The 20,222-nt window shown below is 35.8% G+C and carries 16 protein-coding genes; 8 read left to right on the top strand and 8 right to left on the bottom strand.

Going from position 1 to position 20,222, the window contains the following annotated elements; genetic code table 11:
* Window positions 1-5 precede the first annotated feature (5 nt).
* From LUA90_RS07625 to thrA, 4 genes are all read right to left on the bottom strand, one after another.
* Window positions 6-740, bottom strand: a complete 735-nt coding sequence (locus LUA90_RS07625; RefSeq protein WP_231490683.1) for an NUDIX domain-containing protein — start codon at window positions 738-740, stop codon at window positions 6-8.
* Window positions 741-882: 142 nt separating this feature from the next.
* On the bottom strand, window positions 883-2,196 hold the full coding sequence (thrC, locus tag LUA90_RS07630; RefSeq protein WP_231458994.1) for a threonine synthase: 1,314 nt from the start codon (window positions 2,194-2,196) through the stop codon (window positions 883-885).
* Between the two features lie 66 nt (window positions 2,197-2,262).
* A complete protein-coding gene (locus tag LUA90_RS07635) occupies window positions 2,263-3,192 on the bottom strand; it encodes a homoserine kinase (RefSeq protein WP_231458995.1) in 930 nt (309 codons plus the stop codon).
* Window positions 3,193-3,372: 180 nt separating this feature from the next.
* Window positions 3,373-5,823, bottom strand: a complete 2,451-nt coding sequence (thrA, locus tag LUA90_RS07640) for a bifunctional aspartate kinase/homoserine dehydrogenase I (RefSeq protein ID WP_231458996.1) — start codon at window positions 5,821-5,823, stop codon at window positions 3,373-3,375.
* An 892-nt stretch (window positions 5,824-6,715) separates the two neighbouring features.
* Here thrA and rsgA point away from each other — a divergent pair.
* From rsgA to LUA90_RS07660, 4 genes are all read left to right on the top strand, one after another.
* A complete protein-coding gene (gene rsgA, locus LUA90_RS07645) occupies window positions 6,716-7,636 on the top strand; it encodes a ribosome small subunit-dependent GTPase A (protein ID WP_231458997.1) in 921 nt (306 codons plus the stop codon).
* A 64-nt stretch (window positions 7,637-7,700) separates the two neighbouring features.
* Window positions 7,701-8,153 carry a D-aminoacyl-tRNA deacylase gene (gene dtd / locus LUA90_RS07650; protein WP_231458998.1) on the top strand — a complete coding sequence of 151 codons (453 nt, stop codon included), beginning with the start codon at window positions 7,701-7,703 and terminating at the stop codon, window positions 8,151-8,153.
* A complete protein-coding gene (locus LUA90_RS07655; protein WP_231490684.1) occupies window positions 8,153-9,691 on the top strand; it encodes a glycosyltransferase family 39 protein in 1,539 nt (512 codons plus the stop codon). Before dtd ends, LUA90_RS07655 begins: the two co-directional genes overlap by 1 nt.
* Window positions 9,681-10,007 carry a nucleotide pyrophosphohydrolase gene (locus tag LUA90_RS07660; protein WP_231459000.1) on the top strand — a complete coding sequence of 109 codons (327 nt, stop codon included), beginning with the start codon at window positions 9,681-9,683 and terminating at the stop codon, window positions 10,005-10,007. The genes LUA90_RS07655 and LUA90_RS07660 overlap by 11 nt, the downstream gene beginning before the upstream one ends.
* Before the next feature lie 9 nt (window positions 10,008-10,016).
* Here the strand turns inward: LUA90_RS07660 and LUA90_RS07665 are convergent, their stop codons facing one another.
* The gene (locus LUA90_RS07665) at window positions 10,017-10,319 is read right to left on the bottom strand and encodes a DUF4286 family protein (protein ID WP_231490685.1); all 303 of its coding nucleotides are present in this window, start codon (window positions 10,317-10,319) and stop codon (window positions 10,017-10,019) included.
* 135 nt (window positions 10,320-10,454) lie between these two features.
* On the opposite strand from LUA90_RS07665, the gene LUA90_RS07670 reads away from it, so the two are divergent.
* The gene (locus LUA90_RS07670) at window positions 10,455-10,784 is read left to right on the top strand and encodes a hypothetical protein (protein WP_231459002.1); all 330 of its coding nucleotides are present in this window, start codon (window positions 10,455-10,457) and stop codon (window positions 10,782-10,784) included.
* On the opposite strand, the gene LUA90_RS07675 is transcribed toward LUA90_RS07670, so the two are convergent.
* A complete protein-coding gene (locus LUA90_RS07675) occupies window positions 10,781-12,604 on the bottom strand; it encodes a tetratricopeptide repeat protein (RefSeq protein WP_231490686.1) in 1,824 nt (607 codons plus the stop codon). The two genes, LUA90_RS07670 and LUA90_RS07675, sit on opposite strands and share 4 nt — an antisense overlap.
* A gap of 224 nt (window positions 12,605-12,828) precedes the next feature.
* Between LUA90_RS07675 and LUA90_RS07680 the strand changes: the two genes are divergently transcribed.
* The 3 genes from LUA90_RS07680 to LUA90_RS07690 all read left to right on the top strand — a co-directional run bounded on the left by LUA90_RS07680 (window position 12,829) and on the right by LUA90_RS07690 (window position 17,241).
* Window positions 12,829-14,715, top strand: a complete 1,887-nt coding sequence (locus tag LUA90_RS07680; protein WP_231459004.1) for a prolyl oligopeptidase family serine peptidase — start codon at window positions 12,829-12,831, stop codon at window positions 14,713-14,715.
* A 3-nt stretch (window positions 14,716-14,718) separates the two neighbouring features.
* The gene (locus tag LUA90_RS07685; protein WP_231459005.1) at window positions 14,719-16,386 is read left to right on the top strand and encodes a sensor histidine kinase KdpD; all 1,668 of its coding nucleotides are present in this window, start codon (window positions 14,719-14,721) and stop codon (window positions 16,384-16,386) included.
* Window positions 16,387-16,551: 165 nt separating this feature from the next.
* Entirely contained in the window at window positions 16,552-17,241 is a 690-nt protein-coding gene (locus tag LUA90_RS07690) for a response regulator transcription factor (protein ID WP_231459006.1), read from the top strand.
* 90 nt (window positions 17,242-17,331) lie between these two features.
* On the opposite strand, the gene LUA90_RS07695 is transcribed toward LUA90_RS07690, so the two are convergent.
* A complete protein-coding gene (locus LUA90_RS07695; protein WP_231459007.1) occupies window positions 17,332-18,576 on the bottom strand; it encodes a metallophosphoesterase in 1,245 nt (414 codons plus the stop codon).
* 89 nt (window positions 18,577-18,665) lie between these two features.
* Window positions 18,666-20,153: a sigma 54-interacting transcriptional regulator gene (locus LUA90_RS07700; RefSeq protein WP_231490687.1), complete on the bottom strand. Its 1,488-nt coding sequence runs from the start codon at window positions 20,151-20,153 to the stop codon at window positions 18,666-18,668.
* Window positions 20,154-20,222: the final 69 nt, after the last annotated feature.

Here is a 20,222-nt window from a genome sequence, read left to right on the forward strand (position 1 = left end):
ATGCTTTACCAATTTATTTCATTCAATGCTTTTTTATAATTCTCTTTATCAAAACGATAAAGATTTGGTGCCTTATGTGCGCCACCTTTTCTAGGTTCATCGAGTTTAACCAAAATATTATAGCGCATAATTTTGCGGTAGAAATTACCTCTGTTTAATTTCTGACCAAGAATGGTTTCATACAAAGCCTGTAGTTCAGGCATGGTAAAGGTTTCAGGAAGTAAATTATATCCTATCGGTTTGTGGCTTATTTGTTCTCGCAAAGCTTGCAAAGCTTTTTGTAGGATATTCTTATGATCCATCACCAAGTTTGGAATGTTTTCGATAGAAATCCATTCACAAGAATCCGAATAAACATCAGTTACAGGATTAACATCATTGTGATTTACCAAGGCATAATAGCCCAAGGTTATGAAGCGTTGCTTATGCCATAAATTATCTGGATAGTCTTTAAAATAATCCTCTGAACGGTTCAGGTTTCCAAATACGCCAAAGGCATTTAAAAAAACTTTATCGGCTCCGGTTCTTTCAAAAAGTATACGTTTCGCCGCATCATCAATTGATTCATCTTTGTAAACATAGCCACCAGGAAGCATCCAGCTTTGTTCGCCTTTTAGCTTTGGCATTAGCACATTTAAACTGTTATTATGAAAGCCAAAAACCACACAATCTATAGAGATATGCGGTAACGCATTTTCCCATAATTCTGCACTTGCATCTTGAACTTCTTTAACAATCATCGGCTAGAATGTTTATAATAGGATACATCCAAAATAAATAAATTGTTTCCTATTTTTTGAAAACCTTAAGAGTTTGGATATAATTTTATGTAATGCTGAGACTTTCAGAATTTAAATTACCACCGCTCTTAATGATTCTGTTTTAATCTGCATTCTTTAACAAATAACTTTTAAATCCTTCAAAATCAGCACCTAATTTATCTGCATGATGTGCTTTGCTCTGTAGCGCTTTAACCTGTTTTGGAATTTCTATTTTAGCAGCAATATCTACAGGGAAAATATCTGGAAATTTGCAGGCATGTGCAGTAGATAAAAATACCGCTGCACTTTTATCTTCAGGATTTTCCTTTCTAAATTTTTTAATGGCTAAGTAGGCAATTGCCGTGTGCGGACAAGCTACATAATCAAATTTAGCATCTATCTCTTTGATGCCTGCAAGTGTTTCTTCATCATTAAAACGATAAGAAGTAATTATGTTTTTTAATGCTTCAACATCGTTATCAAATAAATCCATAATACGAACCCAGTTGCTTGGTGCACCAACATCCATTGCATTTGAATAGGTTTGTGTTGATGGTTTTGTTTCATAAACACCTGATTCTAAAAAGCGGGGAACGGTATCGTTAATATTGGTTGCAGCAATAAATTGTTTCACTGGTAAGCCTAATTTGTAGGCCAATAAACCAGCACCAATGTTTCCAAAATTTCCACTCGGAACGGAGAAAATTAAATCAATTAATCCTTGCTTTTTTAACTGCGCATAAGTGTTAAAGTAATAGAAGGTTTGCGGAATTAATCTAGAAATATTTATTGAATTAGCAGAAGTTAAACGGAATTTCGCGTTCAGGTCTTTATCGGCAAAAGCTTGTTTAACCAAGGCCTGGCAATCATCAAAAGTTCCTTTTACTTCAATGGCTCTAATATTTTGTCCGTTAGTAGTTAGTTGTAGTTCCTGTATCGGGCTTACTTTTCCCTCTGGATAAAGAATGGTAACTCTGGTATTTGTTACACCTAAAAAACCTAAGGCCACTGCACCTCCAGTATCGCCGGATGTAGCCACTAAAACATCTAGAAGCTGTTCGCCATCTTTTAGAAAATATGCCATTACGCGACTCATAAAACGAGCACCAAAATCCTTAAATGCTAATGATGGTCCGTGGAAAAGCTCCAACACAAAAGTTTTTTCATCTAGTTTTACCGCAGGCGCATCAAAATTAATAGCATCATCAATTAATGCTTTTAAATCATCAGCAGGAATTTCATCTTTTAATAATGCCGAAGCAACTTTATTTGCAATTTCAGGCAAGGTATATTTTTCAATATGTTCTATAAAATCCGCATCAAGCTGAGGAATTTCTACAGGCATATATAAGCCCTTATCTTGCGGCATGCTATTAAAAACAGCCTCTTTAAAAGAAACGCTTAGGTTTTTATTGTTGGTTGAGTACAATTTCATGGTTTAAGTTGTAGGTAATAAGTAATACGTTATAAGTTTTGAACTAGCAAACTTATAACGTATCACTTAAATAACTCTCGGTCCTTCGGCGTTAACCGAAGAAACAAAAGCTTTGCTGTTAATATTAATTTTATGTAGATGTTGTTGTTGTGCTTTGGTTATTTTTTTTGCCGTTTCTTCATCTTTTGTTAAGGCAAAAACCGATGGTCCTGAACCTGAAATACCAAAACCAATAGCGCCGTTTTCCATTGCCAGATTTTTCATCTCATCAAATCCAGGAATTAAAATAGAACGCGTTGGTTCAACCAAAACATCTTTCATGCTTCGGCCGATAAGGTCGAAATCATTCATAAATAATCCGCTTACCAGGCCTGCAACATTTCCCCATTGGGTAACTGCATCTTTTAAAAATACCTTGCTGCGAATCATCTGTCGGGCATCTTTTGTAGGTACATCAACTTCAGGATAAACAATTGCTGCATACATTCCGGCCGGGGCTGGGAGCGAAATTACATCAAGTGGTTCGTAACTTCTAACCAAAACAAAGCCACCCATAATTGCTGGAGCAACGTTATCTGCATGGCCGTAACCGCAAGCTAATTCTTCACCTTTCATGGCAAAAGGAACCAACTCTTTTGGCGTTAGTAAATCGCCCATTAGCTTATTAATAGCAAATAAACCCGCAACCGTGCTTGCCGAACTAGAGCCTAAACCGCTACCAATTGGCATCTTTTTGTGCAATTCAATTTCAACGCCAATATCTAATCGGTTAATGTGTTTCAAATAATGCTGTACGCTGGCACTCACGGTATTCTTAGCCGCATCTAAAGGTAAACGGCCATCATCGCCAGTAATTTTTTTGATGACAACACCCGGTGTTTCGGTTAAACACATCTCAACTTCATCGCCAGGCTCATTTACAGCAAAGCCCAATACATCGAAACCACAAACTACGTTTGCAACCGTTGCCGGAGCAAAAACTTTTATTTCTTTCATAATTAGAATAAGGATGAAGGGTTAAAGATTAAAAACCTTACGTCAACTCTTCAGAATTTATCTTCTTGTTTTTTGAATTTTTTGGTATCTGTTTAATTTTATAAGAACAGTCAGTCTGAGTTTATCGAAGACCTTTACCTAAAATGCTTCGACAAGCTCAGCATGACAATATCTATGCTTTTAACTTAAAGAACCTACATTTATAATATCTGCGAAAACGCCTGCAGCCGTCACTTCTGCGCCTGCACCTGGTCCTTTAACCACCAGCGGACGAGATTTATACCTGTCTGTTGTGAAAGAAATAATGTTATCACTTCCAGAAAGCATGTAGAAAGGATGGCTGTCATCAACCATTTGAAGACTAATTTCTACATTGCCATCTTCCAGTTTTCCAATGTAGCGTAACACTTTCCCGTCGCTCGCCGCTTTGGTTTTCAAATGCTCAAAATATGCTGCATTTTTCTGTAATTCTGAATAAAAATCTTCAACAGATGTTGCGTTTAAACATGCATCTGGCAAAATATTATCAATTTTTACATTTTCTGCTTCTAAAGGATAACCCGCATCTCTTGCCAGAATTAACATTTTACGCATGAAATCTTTACCATTTAAGTCATCACGCGGATCGGGTTCGGTGTAACCCAACTCTTGTGCTTCTTTAACCGTTTCGTAAAATCCGGCATCGCCCTTAAAATTATTGAAGATATAAGAAATGGTTCCCGATAAAATTGCTTCGATTCGGGCAACTTTATCGCCACTCATCATCAGTTCTTTTAACGTTCGGATAATTGGTAAACCTGCGCCAACATTGGTTTCGTAATAAAAATCTACACCAAATTTGCGGGCAGCATCTTTAAATGATTTGTATTGCGCAAAATCTGCTGAGTTTCCTTTTTTATTGCAAGTAACAACTGAAATGCTACTTTCAAAAATACCCTGGTAAAATTCGATTGGTGTTTCTGCTGCGGTATTATCAACAAAAACGCAATTTGGTAAGTTTAAAGTTTTCATGCGGTCTACAAAAACAGCTAAATCTGCTTGTTCGCCTTTATCATTTAGCTCATTTTCCCAATCTTCTAATGATAATCCTTCAGGATTAAAAATCATTTTACGGGTATTGCTAATGCCTGCAACTTTCACTTGCAAATCGTTATTTGCTGCCAAAAATGGCATTTGTTCTTTCAGTTGGTTAAATAATGTTTTACCAATATTTCCGGTTCCAAGGCAGAAAATGTTAAGGGTGCGTTTTAAGTCGGTGAAGAAAGCATCGTGAACGGCATTTACTGCTTTTGATAAATCGCCTGCGCTGATGATGACCGAAATGTTATATTCTGATGAACCTTGGGCAATTGCCCTGACATTGATACCATTTCTGCCCAAAGCATTGAACAATCGTCCGCTCATACCTGGTGTGCGCTTCATGTTTTCGCCTACGATTGCTAACACGGCTAAATTATTTTCAACCTCTGGTAAAGCCAGTTTATTGGCATCTAATTCAAGCTCAAACTCTTTCTTAATCAGTGCAATTGCCTGATTTGCATCGGTTGGTTTAACAGCAAAAGTGATACTATGTTCTGATGATGATTGCGTAATCAACACCACATTAATTTGTTCCCTAGAGAGTAGTGAAAACAATCTGCCACTAAAACCTGCTTTGCCAACCATACCGCTTCCGGTTAGATTAATAATGCTGATATGGTCGATAGAAGAGATTCCTTTTATTGGTAAACTCGATGCTTTAACATCGCTTTTTATGTATGTTCCTGAAAAATCTGGCTGAAATGTGTTTTTGATAACAATCGGAATTTTCTTCATGAAAGCCGGAATCATTGTTGGCGGATAAATCACTTTCGCCCCGAAATAACTTAATTCCATCGCTTCGGTATAGCTCAATTCTGGTAATGAAAATGCTTTTTTAACGATGCGTGGATCGGCGGTCATCATACCGTTAACATCTGTCCAGATTTCAATTTCCTCTGCATTTAAAGCTGCGCCCCAAACGGCTGCAGTGTAGTCAGAACCGCCGCGACCTAAAGTAGTTACGCGACCAGCTGCATTGCTCGAAATAAAACCGGTAACAAATAAAACATTGCTCTTATTGGCCTGATAGAAGTTATTAATCAACATTTCAGTTAATTCTGTATCTACTTTTGCCTGCCCAAAATTGCTATCGGTTTTAATTAATTCAGCACCATTTACGTATAATGCATTATTAAATTGTTGCGATGCAATGTGCGCAATCATGAAAGAGGAGCAACGTTCGCCGTAGCTTAAAATCTGATCTTTAGTTTGCAAGCTCAGTTCGCGGAGATTGGTTACGGCCTGTAATAAATCTTCTAGTTCGTTAAAGAAGATTTTTAAACGCGTAAAAACCGGATTTTGGGCTGCTGCCGGCAAAAGCGAACGGATAACTGCGAAGTGTTTCGCCTCAATGTCCTTAATGCCAGCATCGTAATCTTCGCCACGCTCGGCTTTTTCGGCCATATCGGTTAGCAAATTGGTTACGCCACTCATTGCCGATAATACAACTACCGGATTGCTCTGTAATTTTTCTTTGGCTACTATGCTCAGCAGCGTTTTAATGTTCTCGGCCGAACCTACGGATGTGCCGCCGAATTTTAATACTTTCATTATTTTATATAGTTTTTAACTGATTTATTTTTAAGGCTTTTAATTTACTATGAGCTTAAATTTTCAATCAGTTTCGGTTTAAGAGTTAAAAAAAAAGCGTCCCGATTTGTATCGGGACGCTTTCTGTGTTTTTATGTTAATTCAACTTACAACAAATTAGCCCCGCTGGTTTATCCCGGTGGTAATAATAATCGTTGTAATAATTGAAGTGTTAAAAATCATTCGCTAATGGTGTATTTTGTACACTGTAAAGTAGCAGATTATTTTTCTTAAATGCAAACAATTTTTAATTTTATTTAAAATTGTTTTAATAAAACGTTTAATTAGATTGAATGCTAGCATTTTTTGAACTGAAAACTAATGTGGGTTTTAGGGGTACGGATTTTTGCTGCCATCGTTTTTTCAAAGAGGTGTGACTGCAGGGCTGGGTGCAATCTACTTCGAGAGATGAACAAAAAATATTTCTATGTCTGTCAGGTTAAAAGGTACGCTCGTCATTGCGAGGCACGAAGCAATCTTCGAGCAGTCGCAAATCAAACCCAAAGTTGTAGGGATTGCTTCGTACCTCGCAATGACGAAATGTCGATTGACAGGTTTTGAATATTATTAAATATTGGTAAATTTTGTGCAATTCCATAATTTATATGCATAAATTATTAGCGCTTGAATTGTTACTTTTCGAAAGGTTCATATTGACGAATTGGAAAGGATTTTGTGCAACACCTTTAGTCTTTAAACCTGATTGACGCGAGCATGGAGCGCAGCGGAATAAAGCAGAAAGCAGGGAGAACGTTAAAATGAAACACAGGTTTTGCTTTTCAAATCTTTATAAATTCGCCTTCTATTTTTACTTCTTACATCTTCCATCCTTTTCATACCTTTGTTGCAAAATATGCAGGGCTTAATTATTAAATCTACGGGGAGCTGGTACAATGTTTTGGCCGATGATGGCGAACGTTATGACTGCCGTATTGTAGGGAAATTCAGAATTAAAGGCATTAAAACTACAAACCCAATTGCAGTGGGCGACCGGGTAAAATTCGACCTCGAAAAAGGTAGCAAACAGGGCTTGATTAATGAATTATTGCCACGTAAAAATTATATTATCCGCAAGTCGATTAACCTAAGTAAGCAGGCTCAAATTTTGGCTGCAAACTTAGATATGGCTATTTTGATAGTAACGCTGGCCTCTCCAAGAACATCTTTAGGTTTTATAGACAGGTTTTTGGTAACTGCCGAAGCTTACGATGTACCTACGGTTTTGGTATTTAACAAACTGGATTTGTTTAGCAAAGAAGGTTTAGAAATTCTGCAGGATTTTAAAGAAATTTACGAAAAAATAGGATATGCAACTTACGAGGTTTCGGCTTTGAAGGGCATCAATATTCCGGTTATTCAAGATTTAATTACCGATAAAATTACATTGATTTCGGGCCATTCTGGTGTTGGAAAATCGAGTTTGATTAACGCTTTATTGCCAGATAGAGATTTGCGAACCGGCGAAGTTTCTGATTGGAGCGATAAAGGGCAACATACTACTACATTTGCCGAAATGTTTGAGTTGCCACAAGGTGGTTTTATTGTTGATACGCCTGGAATTAGAGAATTAGGTGTTATTGATATAGAAAAAGAGGAGCTGGGTCATTTCTTCAGAGAGATTTTTAAAACTTCGCACAATTGCCGTTTTAATAATTGCAAACATGTTAACGAACCTGGTTGTGCGGTAATTGAAGCGGTTAATAATGATGAAATTGCGGTTTCGAGATATGAAAGTTACCTGAGCATTTATCATGGCAACGATACCAGGCATTAACTGCTGTTTTTTACAATAATTTCAAAATACTTATCTTTCGCATTATAATATCCCAAGGTTTAATATGCGAGCAGTTTTACAAAGAGTTACACAGGCTAATTGTGTTGTTGATGGTAACATTACCGGACAAATTGAAACCGGTTTTTTAGTGCTTTTGGGCATTGAAGATGCAGATACAATTGAAGATTTAGATTGGCTGGCTCAGAAAATTGTAAATATGAGGGTGTTTTCTGATGAAAACGACCTAATGAATAAGGCTCTTGCCAATGTTAATGGAAGCATTCTTTTAATCAGTCAGTTTACTTTATTTGCGGCTACCAAAAAGGGCAACCGCCCGGGATTTACCAGAGCAGCGAAACCTGATATCGCCATTCCACTTTACGAGAAAATGATTGAAAAGCTGTCGGCTTTGCTTGGTAAAAAAGTAGAAACTGGGATTTTTGGTGCAGATATGAAAATCAGTTTGCTTAATGATGGTCCGGTAACCATATTAATCGACACGAAAAATAAGGAGTGATGAAAGAAAAAAAATCGCCCTTTCTTGAAACAATCATACTTTCGGGCTTTATCTTACTTAAATTTGTTTTGAGTTATGCGTTGGTTAATAATGTTTATGAGCTTCATCGCGATGAATTTTTACATTTAGATCAGGGCCGTCATTTAGCAGCAGGCTTTACCTCAATTCCACCATTAACAGCCATATTTTCGGTAATTATAAATCTGCTTGGTGGAAGTGTTTTCTGGGTAAAATTTTTTCCAACATTATTTGGCGCATTAACTATGCTTTTCGCCTGGCAAATTGTAGATGCTTTGAAAGGTAATTTAATTGCCAAATGTTTGGTGGCACTTGCATATTTATGCTCTGTGTATTTAAGAATTAACATACTTTATCAACCAAATTCATTTGATGTTTTAGCCTGGACGGCCATTTACTATTGCCTTTTAAAATATTTTGAAGATCAGCAAATCAAATATCTATACTATTTTGCTATTTGGCTGGGCTTAGGTTTTCTTAATAAATATAATGTGATGTTTTTGGTTTTGGGAATATTGCCGGCTGTTCTCATTTTACCGAACCGAAAAATTTTTCAGAATAAACACTTATATTTTTCGGTACTCCTTGCGTTTTTAATCATATCGCCGAATGTAATATGGCAAATTGGACATCATTTTCCGGTAATAAGCCACATGAAGGAACTTGCAGAAACGCAATTAGTAAATGTAAAACGGTCTGATTTCTTTAAAGAACAAATCCTGTTTTTTATAAATGTGGTATTTATTTGGCTAGCGGGTTTCATTGGCTTAGCCATCTATAAACCTTTCCGTAAGCACCTTTGGGTTTTATTTTCTTATATTTTTACCATATCAATTTTTAGTTATTTCAATGCCAAATCCTATTATGCATTAGGTTTATATCCGGTTTTATTAGCTTTTGGAAGTGTTTACCTTACTATTGTTATTGGCAGAAAATACGTGATTTATGGGCTGCTTGTAGTTTTGACTGTTGGATCATTTTATTACATAGTTCCAATCTTGATGCCGGTATACTCGCCAATTGAAATTGTACAGCATAAAAAACGTTTTGAAAAAGTAGGTGCTTTGCGTTGGGAAGATGGAAAAAACCATAATTTACCACAGGATTATGCGGATATGCTTGGTTGGAAAGAGTTAGCAGCAATTGTAGATTCAGCTTACGCAAAAGTTAAAGATAAAACTGCAGTTGTTGTACGTACAGATAACTACGGGCAAGCAGGAGCAATTAATTATTATTCGAAATTTAAAAACATAGATGCAGTTTCTTACAATGCCGATTATCTTTATTGGTTTAAGATGGATAAACCTATAAAAGATTTAATTTTGATAAGAGAAGCAGGTGAGAGCGATCCTGAACGTAAGAAAGAGCAACCTCTTTTTGAAAAAATAACCAAAATTGGTGAATTGAGGAATACATTTGCAAGAGAAAAAGGTACAACAGTTTTCCTTTTGGAAGGTGCCAAGATAGACATTAATACTAGGCTGAAATTAGAGATAGAAGAACGTAAACATGACCATTGAAGAAGCACAACAAACTGTAGATAGGTGGATTAACACAACCGGTATCCGTTATTTTAATGAGTTAACCAATACGGCTATCTTAATGGAAGAAGTTGGCGAAGTTGCCCGTATTATGGCTCGCAAATATGGCGAGCAATCTTTTAAAAAAAGTGATGAAGAGGTAAACCTGGCAGATGAAATGGCTGATGTACTTTTTGTTTTAGTTTGCCTGGCAAACCAAACGGGCATTAACTTAACTGATGCCTTTGAGAAAAACTTGCAAAAGAAAAGCATCCGCGATGCGGATAGACATAAAAATAACGAGAAATTAAAATAGTAAAAAGCGTTAGCCTACAAATTCCATTAAAGTTCTGTAAGCCACGAAGCGATTTTTAAACTTTGCATTTAAATCTTCTTGTAGTGCCGGGGCATACTTTTCCTGATATTCGTTGTAATTTTCCTGGCTATCAGCTACGTATTGTGCGCAATAGGTAACACCTTCATTCGGAGAATCTACAACTTTTAAAAGGCGGTGAGATGCAAACATACCAGTAGCCATAACCGCTGGAATATGGATTTCTGTCATCCAATTAAACCACTCTTCGGCGGCAGTTTCTTCTAATATTAGGGTTACATTATATAAAAGCATGGCACAAATATAATTAATTAGCTTGGCTAACAAACTGAAATTGATTAGAGCGCCACAAAATGTAAATGTTATTATTTTTTTAATAAGTGAGAAATTTTTAGAACTTAGTGTTTTGGAATCATAATCACCCCCTAAATGAAATTCTTCCGTCCATATAGATGCTTTAAAGCATTTATTATTATTGCAATTTTAACTACAATTTGCTTTTTTGCATTTGTATCGGAAGATAGGCATGTTTTTGCACCAAATTTTCTGTTAAGTTCTTTGGCAGATTTGTATTCCTTTTTTCAATTTCCAACCCATACATTTTTGTGGAAATTTTTTAGTTCAAACACTTTCTTATACTTTTTTGGCTTGGTATTTAATTGTGCGCTCTATGCATTTATTATCGAAACCGGATTAGCCTTAGAAATGCAAAAACGCTATGGAAAAGAGGAGAGAGAAAACAAGGGTGCCGAAAACTAAACGCCGTCGCCGCGTAAATTTCTAAACCTTTTACGTGCTTCTGCGGTAAACATACTACCCGAATAATCGGTTATCAATTTTTGGAAATATATTTTTGCCTGCACCAAATCATTCAATTTTTTCTCGTACAAATCTGCAAGTGTAAAAAGCGCATCGTCAGTCCAGATTCCATCCTTATAATTTTCATCAACTTTCTTTAACATTGCCACAGCGTTTTCATATTGTTCGGCTTTAATAAATATTTTGGCTTTACTCATCAATATCGCATCGGCAAGTGTATTTTGAGGAAATGCGATTGAGATACTGTCTAGCTTTTTTATGGATTGCTCCGGTAAGTTTCTAAAAACCAACATTTCTGCATCAGCATACATTTTTAAAGCACTGCTATCGCCAGGTGTTTGAATGTTATCAGATATTAAAAGACTTAAATTTAAAGCATCGTTGGCAATTAGTTGGCTTGTTGCAGCTTTTAACACCATACATTGCCCCATGCTGTATTCAAAATTACCCTGGTAAAAAGAAAGTTTCGCACTTCTGAAACGGGCTTCATTACCAATGGGCTGCCCCTCAAATTGTTTACTTACCTGTTCATAAACTAAAAACGCTTCCCATGGTTGTTTGGTTAAAATGTAAATATCTCCTAAATCTAATTTAAGCTGCCCACTTTCCTGCGGACTTAAACCAGGCAATTTCAACGCTTCTTCTAAAGCGAGTTCTGCTTTTTTGGGCTGATTTAAATAATATGCCTGCAAAATCGACCACTTTTTAATCGCAAATAAAGTGTTTTTGTTTTTGCCGTTTTCATCTAACAAAACCTGATAATCTTTTGCTAAAATGTCTAAATCTGCCACCTTAAATTTCCCTTTGGTTTGAATGTTATATTTAGTGTTTAACAGTTCTATTTTGGCTGGCAAATAGTATTGATTTTCTTTGCCTTTCGTTATCAAATATTCGTAGGCCTTTATCGCTGCTTCGTATGCTCCATTATCAACAAAGGTGTAAACTGCATTAAATAAGGTTGTTCCATCTGCCTTTGTGCGTTTATCATAAGCAATAAGCTGGCGCAAGGCCATATCGTATTCTTGCTGCTGAATGTAATTCCAGGTTAATAGCTGAATGTAAATTTCTTCATCAGGAGCTTTCTGAATCTTTTTTAAAATTCCGGTTTGAAAGGTTTGATAATCTGCTTTATCTTCAAAAATCATTGATAAAACGGCTTCCGCCTGAGGAAGCATTTGCGGTGCAGTTGGTAAAATGTCTAAATATTCCTGCATCAGCATTGGCTTATCCTTTTTAAAACGATAAATATTTAATAATTCAAAAGCAAATGCCTTTTCATCATTTAAAATTTTTCTACCATGTTTAAAAGTTTGTATGGCATAATCGTAATTTTCGAAGCGATAAAAGTTGTTGGCTAACATTCTTATCCTAAATTCATCTTTAGGGAGCTTACTAATCACCTCTGAGAAAATTTTATTGGCTGCAGATGCATCACCTTTCTCTTGTTGCAGTTTACCCAGGGCCACAGTATACATTTCATTATCTGCAGATTGTTTGATTTGCTTTTTTACCGTTTTCTCTGCTAAATCATATTTTTTAAGTTTCAATAGAACATTAAAATAGATGTCAAAGTAGCCTTCATTATTAGGGCTTGCAAATATTTTCTCCAGCAAAACGGCAGCTTTTTCATATTCACCATCCTGATAATATTGGATGGCAAGCGATGCATCGTCATTTGCAATCTGTCTTCCAGGGCGAAAGTTCTGAGCATTTGATGCGATGCTAATCAATAATAAAAAACTTAGGATAATAGACTTCATTCTTAAAATATTCGTTTTAAATGTAACATTTTAATACCTAATTCTTTAAACTCAATCAACTGATAAAACGTATTTTAAATGTTACTTGTATTTTATTTTGACTATTTATTTTAAATACTAAATTGGAATCGATCGGGTGTTTTAAATGTTAGTAACATTCTTACTGTAAAATACCTTTTAGCTATCAGGTTATTATATTTTTGTCGTCCCAAACGAAGAAGATTATGGTGAAAAGAATTATTTTATTGGTTTTAGTAGCTTTTATTTGGGCCTGCAAAGGCACCAAAAAAGAGGATACTATTCCTGTAGATAATTTTTTCAGAACGCAGGATAAAGCTTATTATCATGTATCGCCCGATGGCAAAAGCCTTTCTTATCTTAAACTTCAGGATAAAAAATTAGATCTTTTTGTAGAAGACATTGAAGCCGGAACGGTAAAACAGCTAACGCATCTAAAAGAAAAAAGCATCAGTTTTTATTTTTGGACCAGTAATAACGAGTTGATTTATTATACCGAGGATGAATCTAAAGAGCGAAAATCAGATTTATTTGTAGTAAGTAAAGATGGCAGCAAGCAAAAGCAACTGAGCTCGAACGAGAAAAACCGCCTTCGCGTAATAGAAGATCAACTTATTGATGATAAATATATTATTGTAGCTTCTAACAAACGCGATTCTACCGTTTTTGATGTTTACCGTTTAAATGTTCGTACGGGTAACATGGAAATTGCGGCGAAAAACCCTGGCAACATCACCGAATGGGTAACAGATAATAAGGGCATCTTAAAAATTGCTGTAGCAAGTGATGGTGTAAACGAAACGCTTTTATATCGCGAGAATGAGCGCCAACCATTTAAAGCCGTAACATCCAATAATTTTCAAACTACGTTACAACCTGTTGCCTTTTCTGAGAGTGAAGCCGATGTGCTTTATGCCATTTCTAATGTAAATAGAGATAAAAATGCTTTGGTAGTTTTGGATTTAAAAACCGGTAAAGAGAAACAGGTTTTATTTGGTAATGATACTTTGAACGTTATTGATGCGAAATACTCCAAAGCGAAGAAGAAAATGATGTTCGTTACCTGTGAATCGTGGAAGAAGGAAAAGTATTACTTAGACGACAGCACCAAAACTACCTACTCGAAAATTGACCAGCTTCTACCGGGTGCAGAATGGCGCATTATGGATAAAGATAAAAATGATAATGTTTTTGTGGTTAGAACTTATACGGATAGAAATCCGGGTTCATATTATTTGTATGTAGTTAATCAGAATAAAATTAAGAAACTGGCTGATATTAACCCTTCAATTAAAGAGGAGGAAATGAGTGAGATGAAGCCAATTAACTATAAAACTAAAGATGGCTTAACCATAAATGGCTACCTAACTTTACCGAAAAACAAAAAACCAACAAATTTACCTGTAGTGGTTTTACCACACAACGGACCCGGAGGCAGAAATACCTGGGGTTATAATGCCGATGTTCAGTTTTTTGCAAACAGAGGTTATGCTGTTTTACAGGTTAACTATCGCGGCTCGGCTGGTTATGGCAAATCATTTTACGCCGCCGGTTTTAAACAATGGAGCGATAAAATTCAGGATGATGTAAATGATGGGGTGAGGTGGCTTATTGACCAAAAAATTGCTAACCCTAAAAAAATTGCCATTTATGGTAATGGTTTAGGCGGATTTATTGCATTAAATTGTTTGTATAAAAATCCTGATATTTATAGTTGCGGAGGTGCTAACTCTGGCGTAATTAGTTTATTTAGCTACTTAACTACAATACCGCCATTCCTTAAGTCGAATTTGCAGATGTATTACGAAATATTTGGAAACCCTGAAACTGATACCGATTACATTCGTTTCGCTTCGCCTGTTTTTCATGCTGATAGATTTAAAGCGCCTGTGTTTATTGCACAAAACCCTAAAGACCCACGAGTAAACGTTGCGCAAGGTGTTCAGTTTGTAAAAGAGCTTAAAAAACGTAATGTATCTGTAACGTATATCGAGAAAGAGGAGGGGCCTAATCCGGTTTTAAGGCAGCAAGGCAGAACGGCATTATATAAATCTTTAGAAGAATTTTTACAGGTAAACCTGATTAAGAAGTAGGTTATGTCCTTGGAAAAGAAAAGTGGTTATCGTAAAAATTTCTCATTGAGTGTCACTTTCATCGTGCTCATCTCAATTTTATTCATCCTTTCGCTTTTTTTAGCTTTTAATTACAGTAAAAAATCTATCGAGAATGAATTCGTATCAGAGAAGGTTAATGTTTTAGAGCAGAGTATACAACCATACAATGAGTTTTTTCAGAATAAAATTCCTGAAGTTTCGTACTACAATGGCTTTTTAGATTCTGCAACCGCATCCAAATTTGTAGATACGATAACCGTAAAATATCCTTTTGTTTCTAAAGTTACTTTTTACGATTCGGAGGTTAAAAATACGCCTGTAAAGGATGGCATGAACGCCGGGCATTTCTCCATCGGACCAAAATCTATTTTTCAATTCGGAAAAAGTGTTAAGCCCGATTCGATTAAGTTGTTTTCTGAAGAAGATACCCGTTCTTTTAAAGTTAATGATGATTTTAATGGAATGGCTTTAAAGCTTGTACGTTTTATCGATCAGCTGGATACCGCATCGGTGCCCTCTCAGGAAGAGCTGTTTACCAATTTTTCTGTTGTTTTATCTAACAAAATAACTTACCTAAACATTCCTCGGCAGGAAGATTTAAAAATGTATAAGGCCATGCTTCAGCGTAAGCTAGATCCGGCACCAATTTATCAACAAGATATGTTGGTTTTTCAATTGAATCCTTACAAAATAAAAGTGATTAATACGCGTCCACTTTTATATCAAAGCATTAAAGTAGAGCCATTAACTTATGATCCGATAGATAACTCAGACGAAAATATTAACACAGAAATTGCATTGCCGGGTGCTTTCTCAGATTTTAAGCTCTATTTCACATCCTCAAAATCATATATTAAAAAAGAAATTTTTATTTACTTTTTACCAATTGCCCTGGTTTTGCTTTTGGTTTATGGCGTATTGTTACTTGTTGCGTTTTTAATATATAGAAACTTAAACATCAACAGTAAAATGTTTAAACTGCAATACGATTTTGTAAACAACCTTACCCATGAATTTAAAACGCCTGTTAGCGTAATTAAAATTGCTGGTAACAACATTAAAAGTGCAACATCATTAAGCCAGAAAGAGCAGCATCTTTACGGCAAAATTTTAGATGAAGAGGCTGATAAATTAAATGGTTTGATGAATAAATTGCTTGCTTTTACGCAAATTGAAAACAAAGCCATTAAACTTAACCAGGAGGAAGTTAATATAAAGGATTTTATAGAGAGTACGATTGAATCTCATACGCTAAAACATCCTGATTTTGATATTACGTATGAAATTGTAGGCTTTAGAACATTTATAACCGATCCGGTTTTATTGGGTAGTTTATTCGATAATTTAGCAGAAAATGCCTACAAATATTCTAAACCGGATAACAAGAAATTGCATATTAGCGCAAAGCTGATTAAAGGTGTTTTGGTATTTCGTTTTGCAGATAAAGGTATCGGCATTCCATCATCAGAATTAAATAATATATTTAAAAAGTTTTTCCGTATTCAAAACGAATATAACCAAATGGGAAGCGTTGGCTTAGGTTTGGCATTTTGCAAAGAACTGGTTAACTTTATGCTTGGCGAAATTACTGTTAAAAGCAAGGTTGGCATTGGTACCGAATTTAAAATTGTACTGCCTTATAATACTTAATATGTTTTTAAAGCTGTAATGCTTAGCATGCCCCTTAAAATTTGCTTATTTTTAATGCGCTAAATAGATTTAAAAATTGAAATATTGTAATGTTAGAATGATTAATTTGCGTTTACAAAATTTAACCTTTCAACACTTTAATATTACAACCCTAAACACACATAAATGTCTAAAGAAGTAAAAATATTAATTGTAGAGGATGATGAAAACCTTCGTTTTCTTGTGGCACATCGCTTAAAGGCCGAAGGCTATAACGTTCTTGAAGCAAACGATGGCGAAGCTGGTGAACGCATGATTTTAGCAGACCAACCTGATATTGTTTTATTAGATTGGATGATGCCTGGTAAACAAGGTGCTGAAGTTTGTGAATCGGTGCGTAAGCAAGGTTTTGAAAATCTCATTATTATGATGACCGCCAAAGCGCAGGATGTAGATAAGATTGATGCTTATAATTTTGGTGCATCAGATTACATTACGAAGCCTTTTAATATGGATGTTTTGGTTGCCATGCTGGAAAGCAAAGTTAAATTCATCGTTAATAAAGATTCGGCAGAAATTCATCGTTTTGGCAGCATGGAGCATCATCCAAATATCCATACTTTATTTAGAGATGGAAAAAAGATAGAGCTTACCATTTTAGAGAATCGTATTTTGCTTTACTTTTTACGCAATCCTGGTAAGGTAATAAACAGAGATGAGTTAATGCTTGTAGTTTGGGGTTACAACTCCGACGTAAATACACGTACACTTGATATGCATATCGTACGTTTACGTAAGAAAATAGAATTAAATCCTGATAATCCGCAGTTGTTGCAAACAGTGCGTGGTGTTGGCTATCGCTTTAATGCAGGGTAGGTTTCTCCTTTCATCATTGCAAAGCATGAAGCAATCTCTCTTCTTTTAGATTGCTTCGTGCCTTACAACTACAGGAATTTCTAATCTTCTTTAAGCTCTTTTTAGCGTGAAAAGCGTAATCTCTGGCAAAACGCCAACTCTGCCCGGATAACCTAAAAAGCCATAACCAACATTAACATAAAGCTGTTGTTGTTGCTCGCGATATAAACCTGCCCATTCTTTATAAATATATTGAACCGGGCTCCATTGATATTCTTTTAAGCGAACACCAAATTGCATTCCATGGGTGTGCCCGCTAAACATTGCATCTATTTGAGGATATTTTTGTAAAACTTCGCCACGCCAATGAGACGGATCGTGACTTAGCAGAAGTTTAACCGGTAAATCATCTGTATTTTCTACAGCAAGTTCCATCTTACCATATTTAGGAAAACGACCCATTCCCCAGTTTTCTATGCCTAAAATCCCAATTTCTTCACCATCTACTTTTAAGCGACGATTTTCGTTCATCAATAAATCGTAACCCATTATTTTGTGGACATCAATAATATCTTTCAGGTTTTTTACTTTGGCCGGTGATGATTCTTTACCGAAATAATAGTCGCCATAATCATGATTACCAAGCGTTGAGTAAACACCTAAAGGCGCTTTAACTTTTGCGAAAATATCTTGATATTCTTTAACCTCATTGGTTAAGTTGTTAACCAAATCTCCGGTAAAAAAAACAAAATCTGGCTTTTCGGCTAATAACATTTCTACACCACCTTTAACTGCTGTTTTATTATAAAAACTGCCAGAGTGAATGTCTGAAATTTGTGCCATCGTTATACCATCAAATGCTTTTGGAAGATTGGGTAAGATTAAGTTTACCCTTCTTACCTGATAATCATAAGCGCCAGAAATAATGCCCCAGCTTAATGATGTTAGTGGAACTGCAGCCGCGACCAGACCAGCTTTTACTAAAAATTCTGAACGTGAAATAGGCTCAGCCTCGCTGATAGGCTGGTCTGCAATTATTTGTTTCTTAGGGAATATTTTGATGAATAATCTTCTAACATCATCAAAAATTAAAAAAGGAAGCATAGCCAATTTACAGGCTACGGTTAAAAAGAAAGCAACTAAAATAACTGCTCTCAGTGTTAAAAATAAATTAAGGTATATTCCAGCGAAAACGCCGGCAATTAATAAAATGCTAAAGCTCCAATATAAAATTCCAAATATTTTTTTAGTTGATGGTTTCCAATTTTTGAAAACCGCAACAATTGCCCGGTAGCAGTAAATATCAAAAACTGTAATTAGAATGCAAGCTGCAATTATAAAAGGTAATCTGCCCATGTTGGGTTATCGGGTTAAATTAAAAAGCTTTGAAAAATCTCTCCCCATTAAAGAAATATTTTTCAAAGCTAACAATGCATAATTAATTATTATCTGAAATCGTCTTCGTCTTCTTCCTCGTCAAATTCAGCGTTGAATAAACTGCCGAACATATCTGAGAACCCAAAACCTCCGTTAAGAAAGTTTTTGCTTAACTGCGAATATTCTGCCAAACCATGCAATACAAATTCCATTAAAAGTAATGTCTGGTTTTCACTTAATTTTGGATGGAATTTTTTAACTAAGTCATAAAGTCCGGGTACCAACATCAAAGCTTTTTTGTATTGATTGTTGCTTAAAACATCAGTTAAATCAACGTTGTTTCCATCGGTAAACCATTCAGTAATTTCGGTATATGGGTTGCCTGTTTTTGTTTTCTTGGCTTTTTCCGGATCTGGAAAATAGCGGGCAAACATGGTTTTTACTGCCTTTCCAATCAATGTGGTAGCCACATGTGCCGGACCTTCCAATTCGCCCTCGTAAACTAATTCTATCTTACCGGTTATTGCCGGGATAATTCCAGCTAAATCTGATAAACGAACAAAAGTGTTTTTCTCTCCAGAGATTAACATTCTACGTTCAGCAGTGCTGATTAAATTCTCGTAAGCCGAAATGGTTAGCCTTGCAGAAACACCAGATTTTTGATCGATATATTCACTTTTACGAGCCTCGAAAGCAATCTGTTCTACTAAATCTTTAAGTAAACCATCTGCTTCAATATTTTCTTTTTGCTCTTTTGTAAGCTTAGCTTCCTGAAAAGTAATTTTACGAGAAACCTCGATGCTTTTTGGGTAATGCGTTAAAATCTGACTTTCAATTCTATCTTTCAATGGCGTTACAATGCTGCCACGGTTGGTGTAATCTTCTGGGTTTGCCGTAAAAACGAATTGAATATCCAATGGTAAGCGTAGCTTAAATCCACGGATTTGAATATCCTTTTCTTGCAACATGTTAAACAAAGCAACCTGAATACGGGCTTGCAAATCTGGCAATTCATTAATAACAAAAATGCTTCGGTGTGCACGTGGAATTAATCCGAAATGGATAACTCGCTCATCGTTATACGTTAACTTCAAGGTAGCGGCTTTTATCGGGTCAACATCCCCAATTAAATCGGCAACGGTTACATCTGGCGTAGCCAATTTTTCAGTATATCTTTCGCTTCTGTGCAGCCACGCAATTTCGGTTTCATCACCTTTGGTTGCAATTTCATTTTTTGCATACCACGAAATTGGATTCAACGGATCATCGAAAATTTCGCTTCCTGCAACATAAGGTACATACTCATCTAATAAATTTACCATTAAACGGGCAATACGCGTTTTTGCTTGTCCGCGTAAACCTAAAAGTAAAATATTGTGGCGAGATAGTATGGCCGTTTGCAATTCGGGGATTACGGTTTCATCATAACCGATAATGCCTTCAAATTCAGTTTTTTTATCTTTCAGAACTTTAATCAGATTTTCTCTGAGTTCTTCTTTAACGCTTCTTGATTTATAATTTGTTGCCTTTAACTGGCCTAAAGTTGTGTTTTGCATATAATTGTGTTGCGTGTTATGGGCTATGTGTTAAAAGGTTAGACATTTAAACCCTTTAACTTTCAACCT

It is taken from the genome of Pedobacter sp. Leaf170 (genome assembly GCF_920984665.1).
Taxonomy (GTDB): domain Bacteria; phylum Bacteroidota; class Bacteroidia; order Sphingobacteriales; family Sphingobacteriaceae; genus Pedobacter.

What these genes read in the sequence shown, in the direction of transcription:
- LUA90_RS07635 (WP_231458995.1), bottom strand. Translation starts at nt 3,192, where the DNA reads ATGAAAGAAATAAAAGTTTTTGCTCCGGCAACGGTTGCAAACGTAGTT.
- LUA90_RS07625 (WP_231490683.1), bottom strand. Translation starts at nt 740, where the DNA reads ATGATTGTTAAAGAAGTTCAAGATGCAAGTGCAGAATTATGGGAAAAT.
- LUA90_RS07670 (WP_231459002.1), top strand. Translation starts at nt 10,455, where the DNA reads ATGAAATTCTTCCGTCCATATAGATGCTTTAAAGCATTTATTATTATT.
- LUA90_RS07680 (WP_231459004.1), top strand. Translation starts at nt 12,829, where the DNA reads ATGGTGAAAAGAATTATTTTATTGGTTTTAGTAGCTTTTATTTGGGCC.
- thrA (WP_231458996.1), bottom strand. Translation starts at nt 5,823, where the DNA reads ATGAAAGTATTAAAATTCGGCGGCACATCCGTAGGTTCGGCCGAGAAC.
- LUA90_RS07690 (WP_231459006.1), top strand. Translation starts at nt 16,552, where the DNA reads ATGTCTAAAGAAGTAAAAATATTAATTGTAGAGGATGATGAAAACCTT.
- LUA90_RS07685 (WP_231459005.1), top strand. Translation starts at nt 14,719, where the DNA reads ATGTCCTTGGAAAAGAAAAGTGGTTATCGTAAAAATTTCTCATTGAGT.
- LUA90_RS07695 (WP_231459007.1), bottom strand. Translation starts at nt 18,576, where the DNA reads ATGGGCAGATTACCTTTTATAATTGCAGCTTGCATTCTAATTACAGTT.
- rsgA (WP_231458997.1), top strand. Translation starts at nt 6,716, where the DNA reads ATGCAGGGCTTAATTATTAAATCTACGGGGAGCTGGTACAATGTTTTG.
- LUA90_RS07700 (WP_231490687.1), bottom strand. Translation starts at nt 20,153, where the DNA reads ATGCAAAACACAACTTTAGGCCAGTTAAAGGCAACAAATTATAAATCA.
- LUA90_RS07675 (WP_231490686.1), bottom strand. Translation starts at nt 12,604, where the DNA reads ATGAAGTCTATTATCCTAAGTTTTTTATTATTGATTAGCATCGCATCA.
- dtd (WP_231458998.1), top strand. Translation starts at nt 7,701, where the DNA reads ATGCGAGCAGTTTTACAAAGAGTTACACAGGCTAATTGTGTTGTTGAT.
- LUA90_RS07660 (WP_231459000.1), top strand. Translation starts at nt 9,681, where the DNA reads ATGACCATTGAAGAAGCACAACAAACTGTAGATAGGTGGATTAACACA.
- thrC (WP_231458994.1), bottom strand. Translation starts at nt 2,196, where the DNA reads ATGAAATTGTACTCAACCAACAATAAAAACCTAAGCGTTTCTTTTAAA.
- LUA90_RS07655 (WP_231490684.1), top strand. Translation starts at nt 8,153, where the DNA reads ATGAAAGAAAAAAAATCGCCCTTTCTTGAAACAATCATACTTTCGGGC.
- LUA90_RS07665 (WP_231490685.1), bottom strand. Translation starts at nt 10,319, where the DNA reads ATGCTTTTATATAATGTAACCCTAATATTAGAAGAAACTGCCGCCGAA.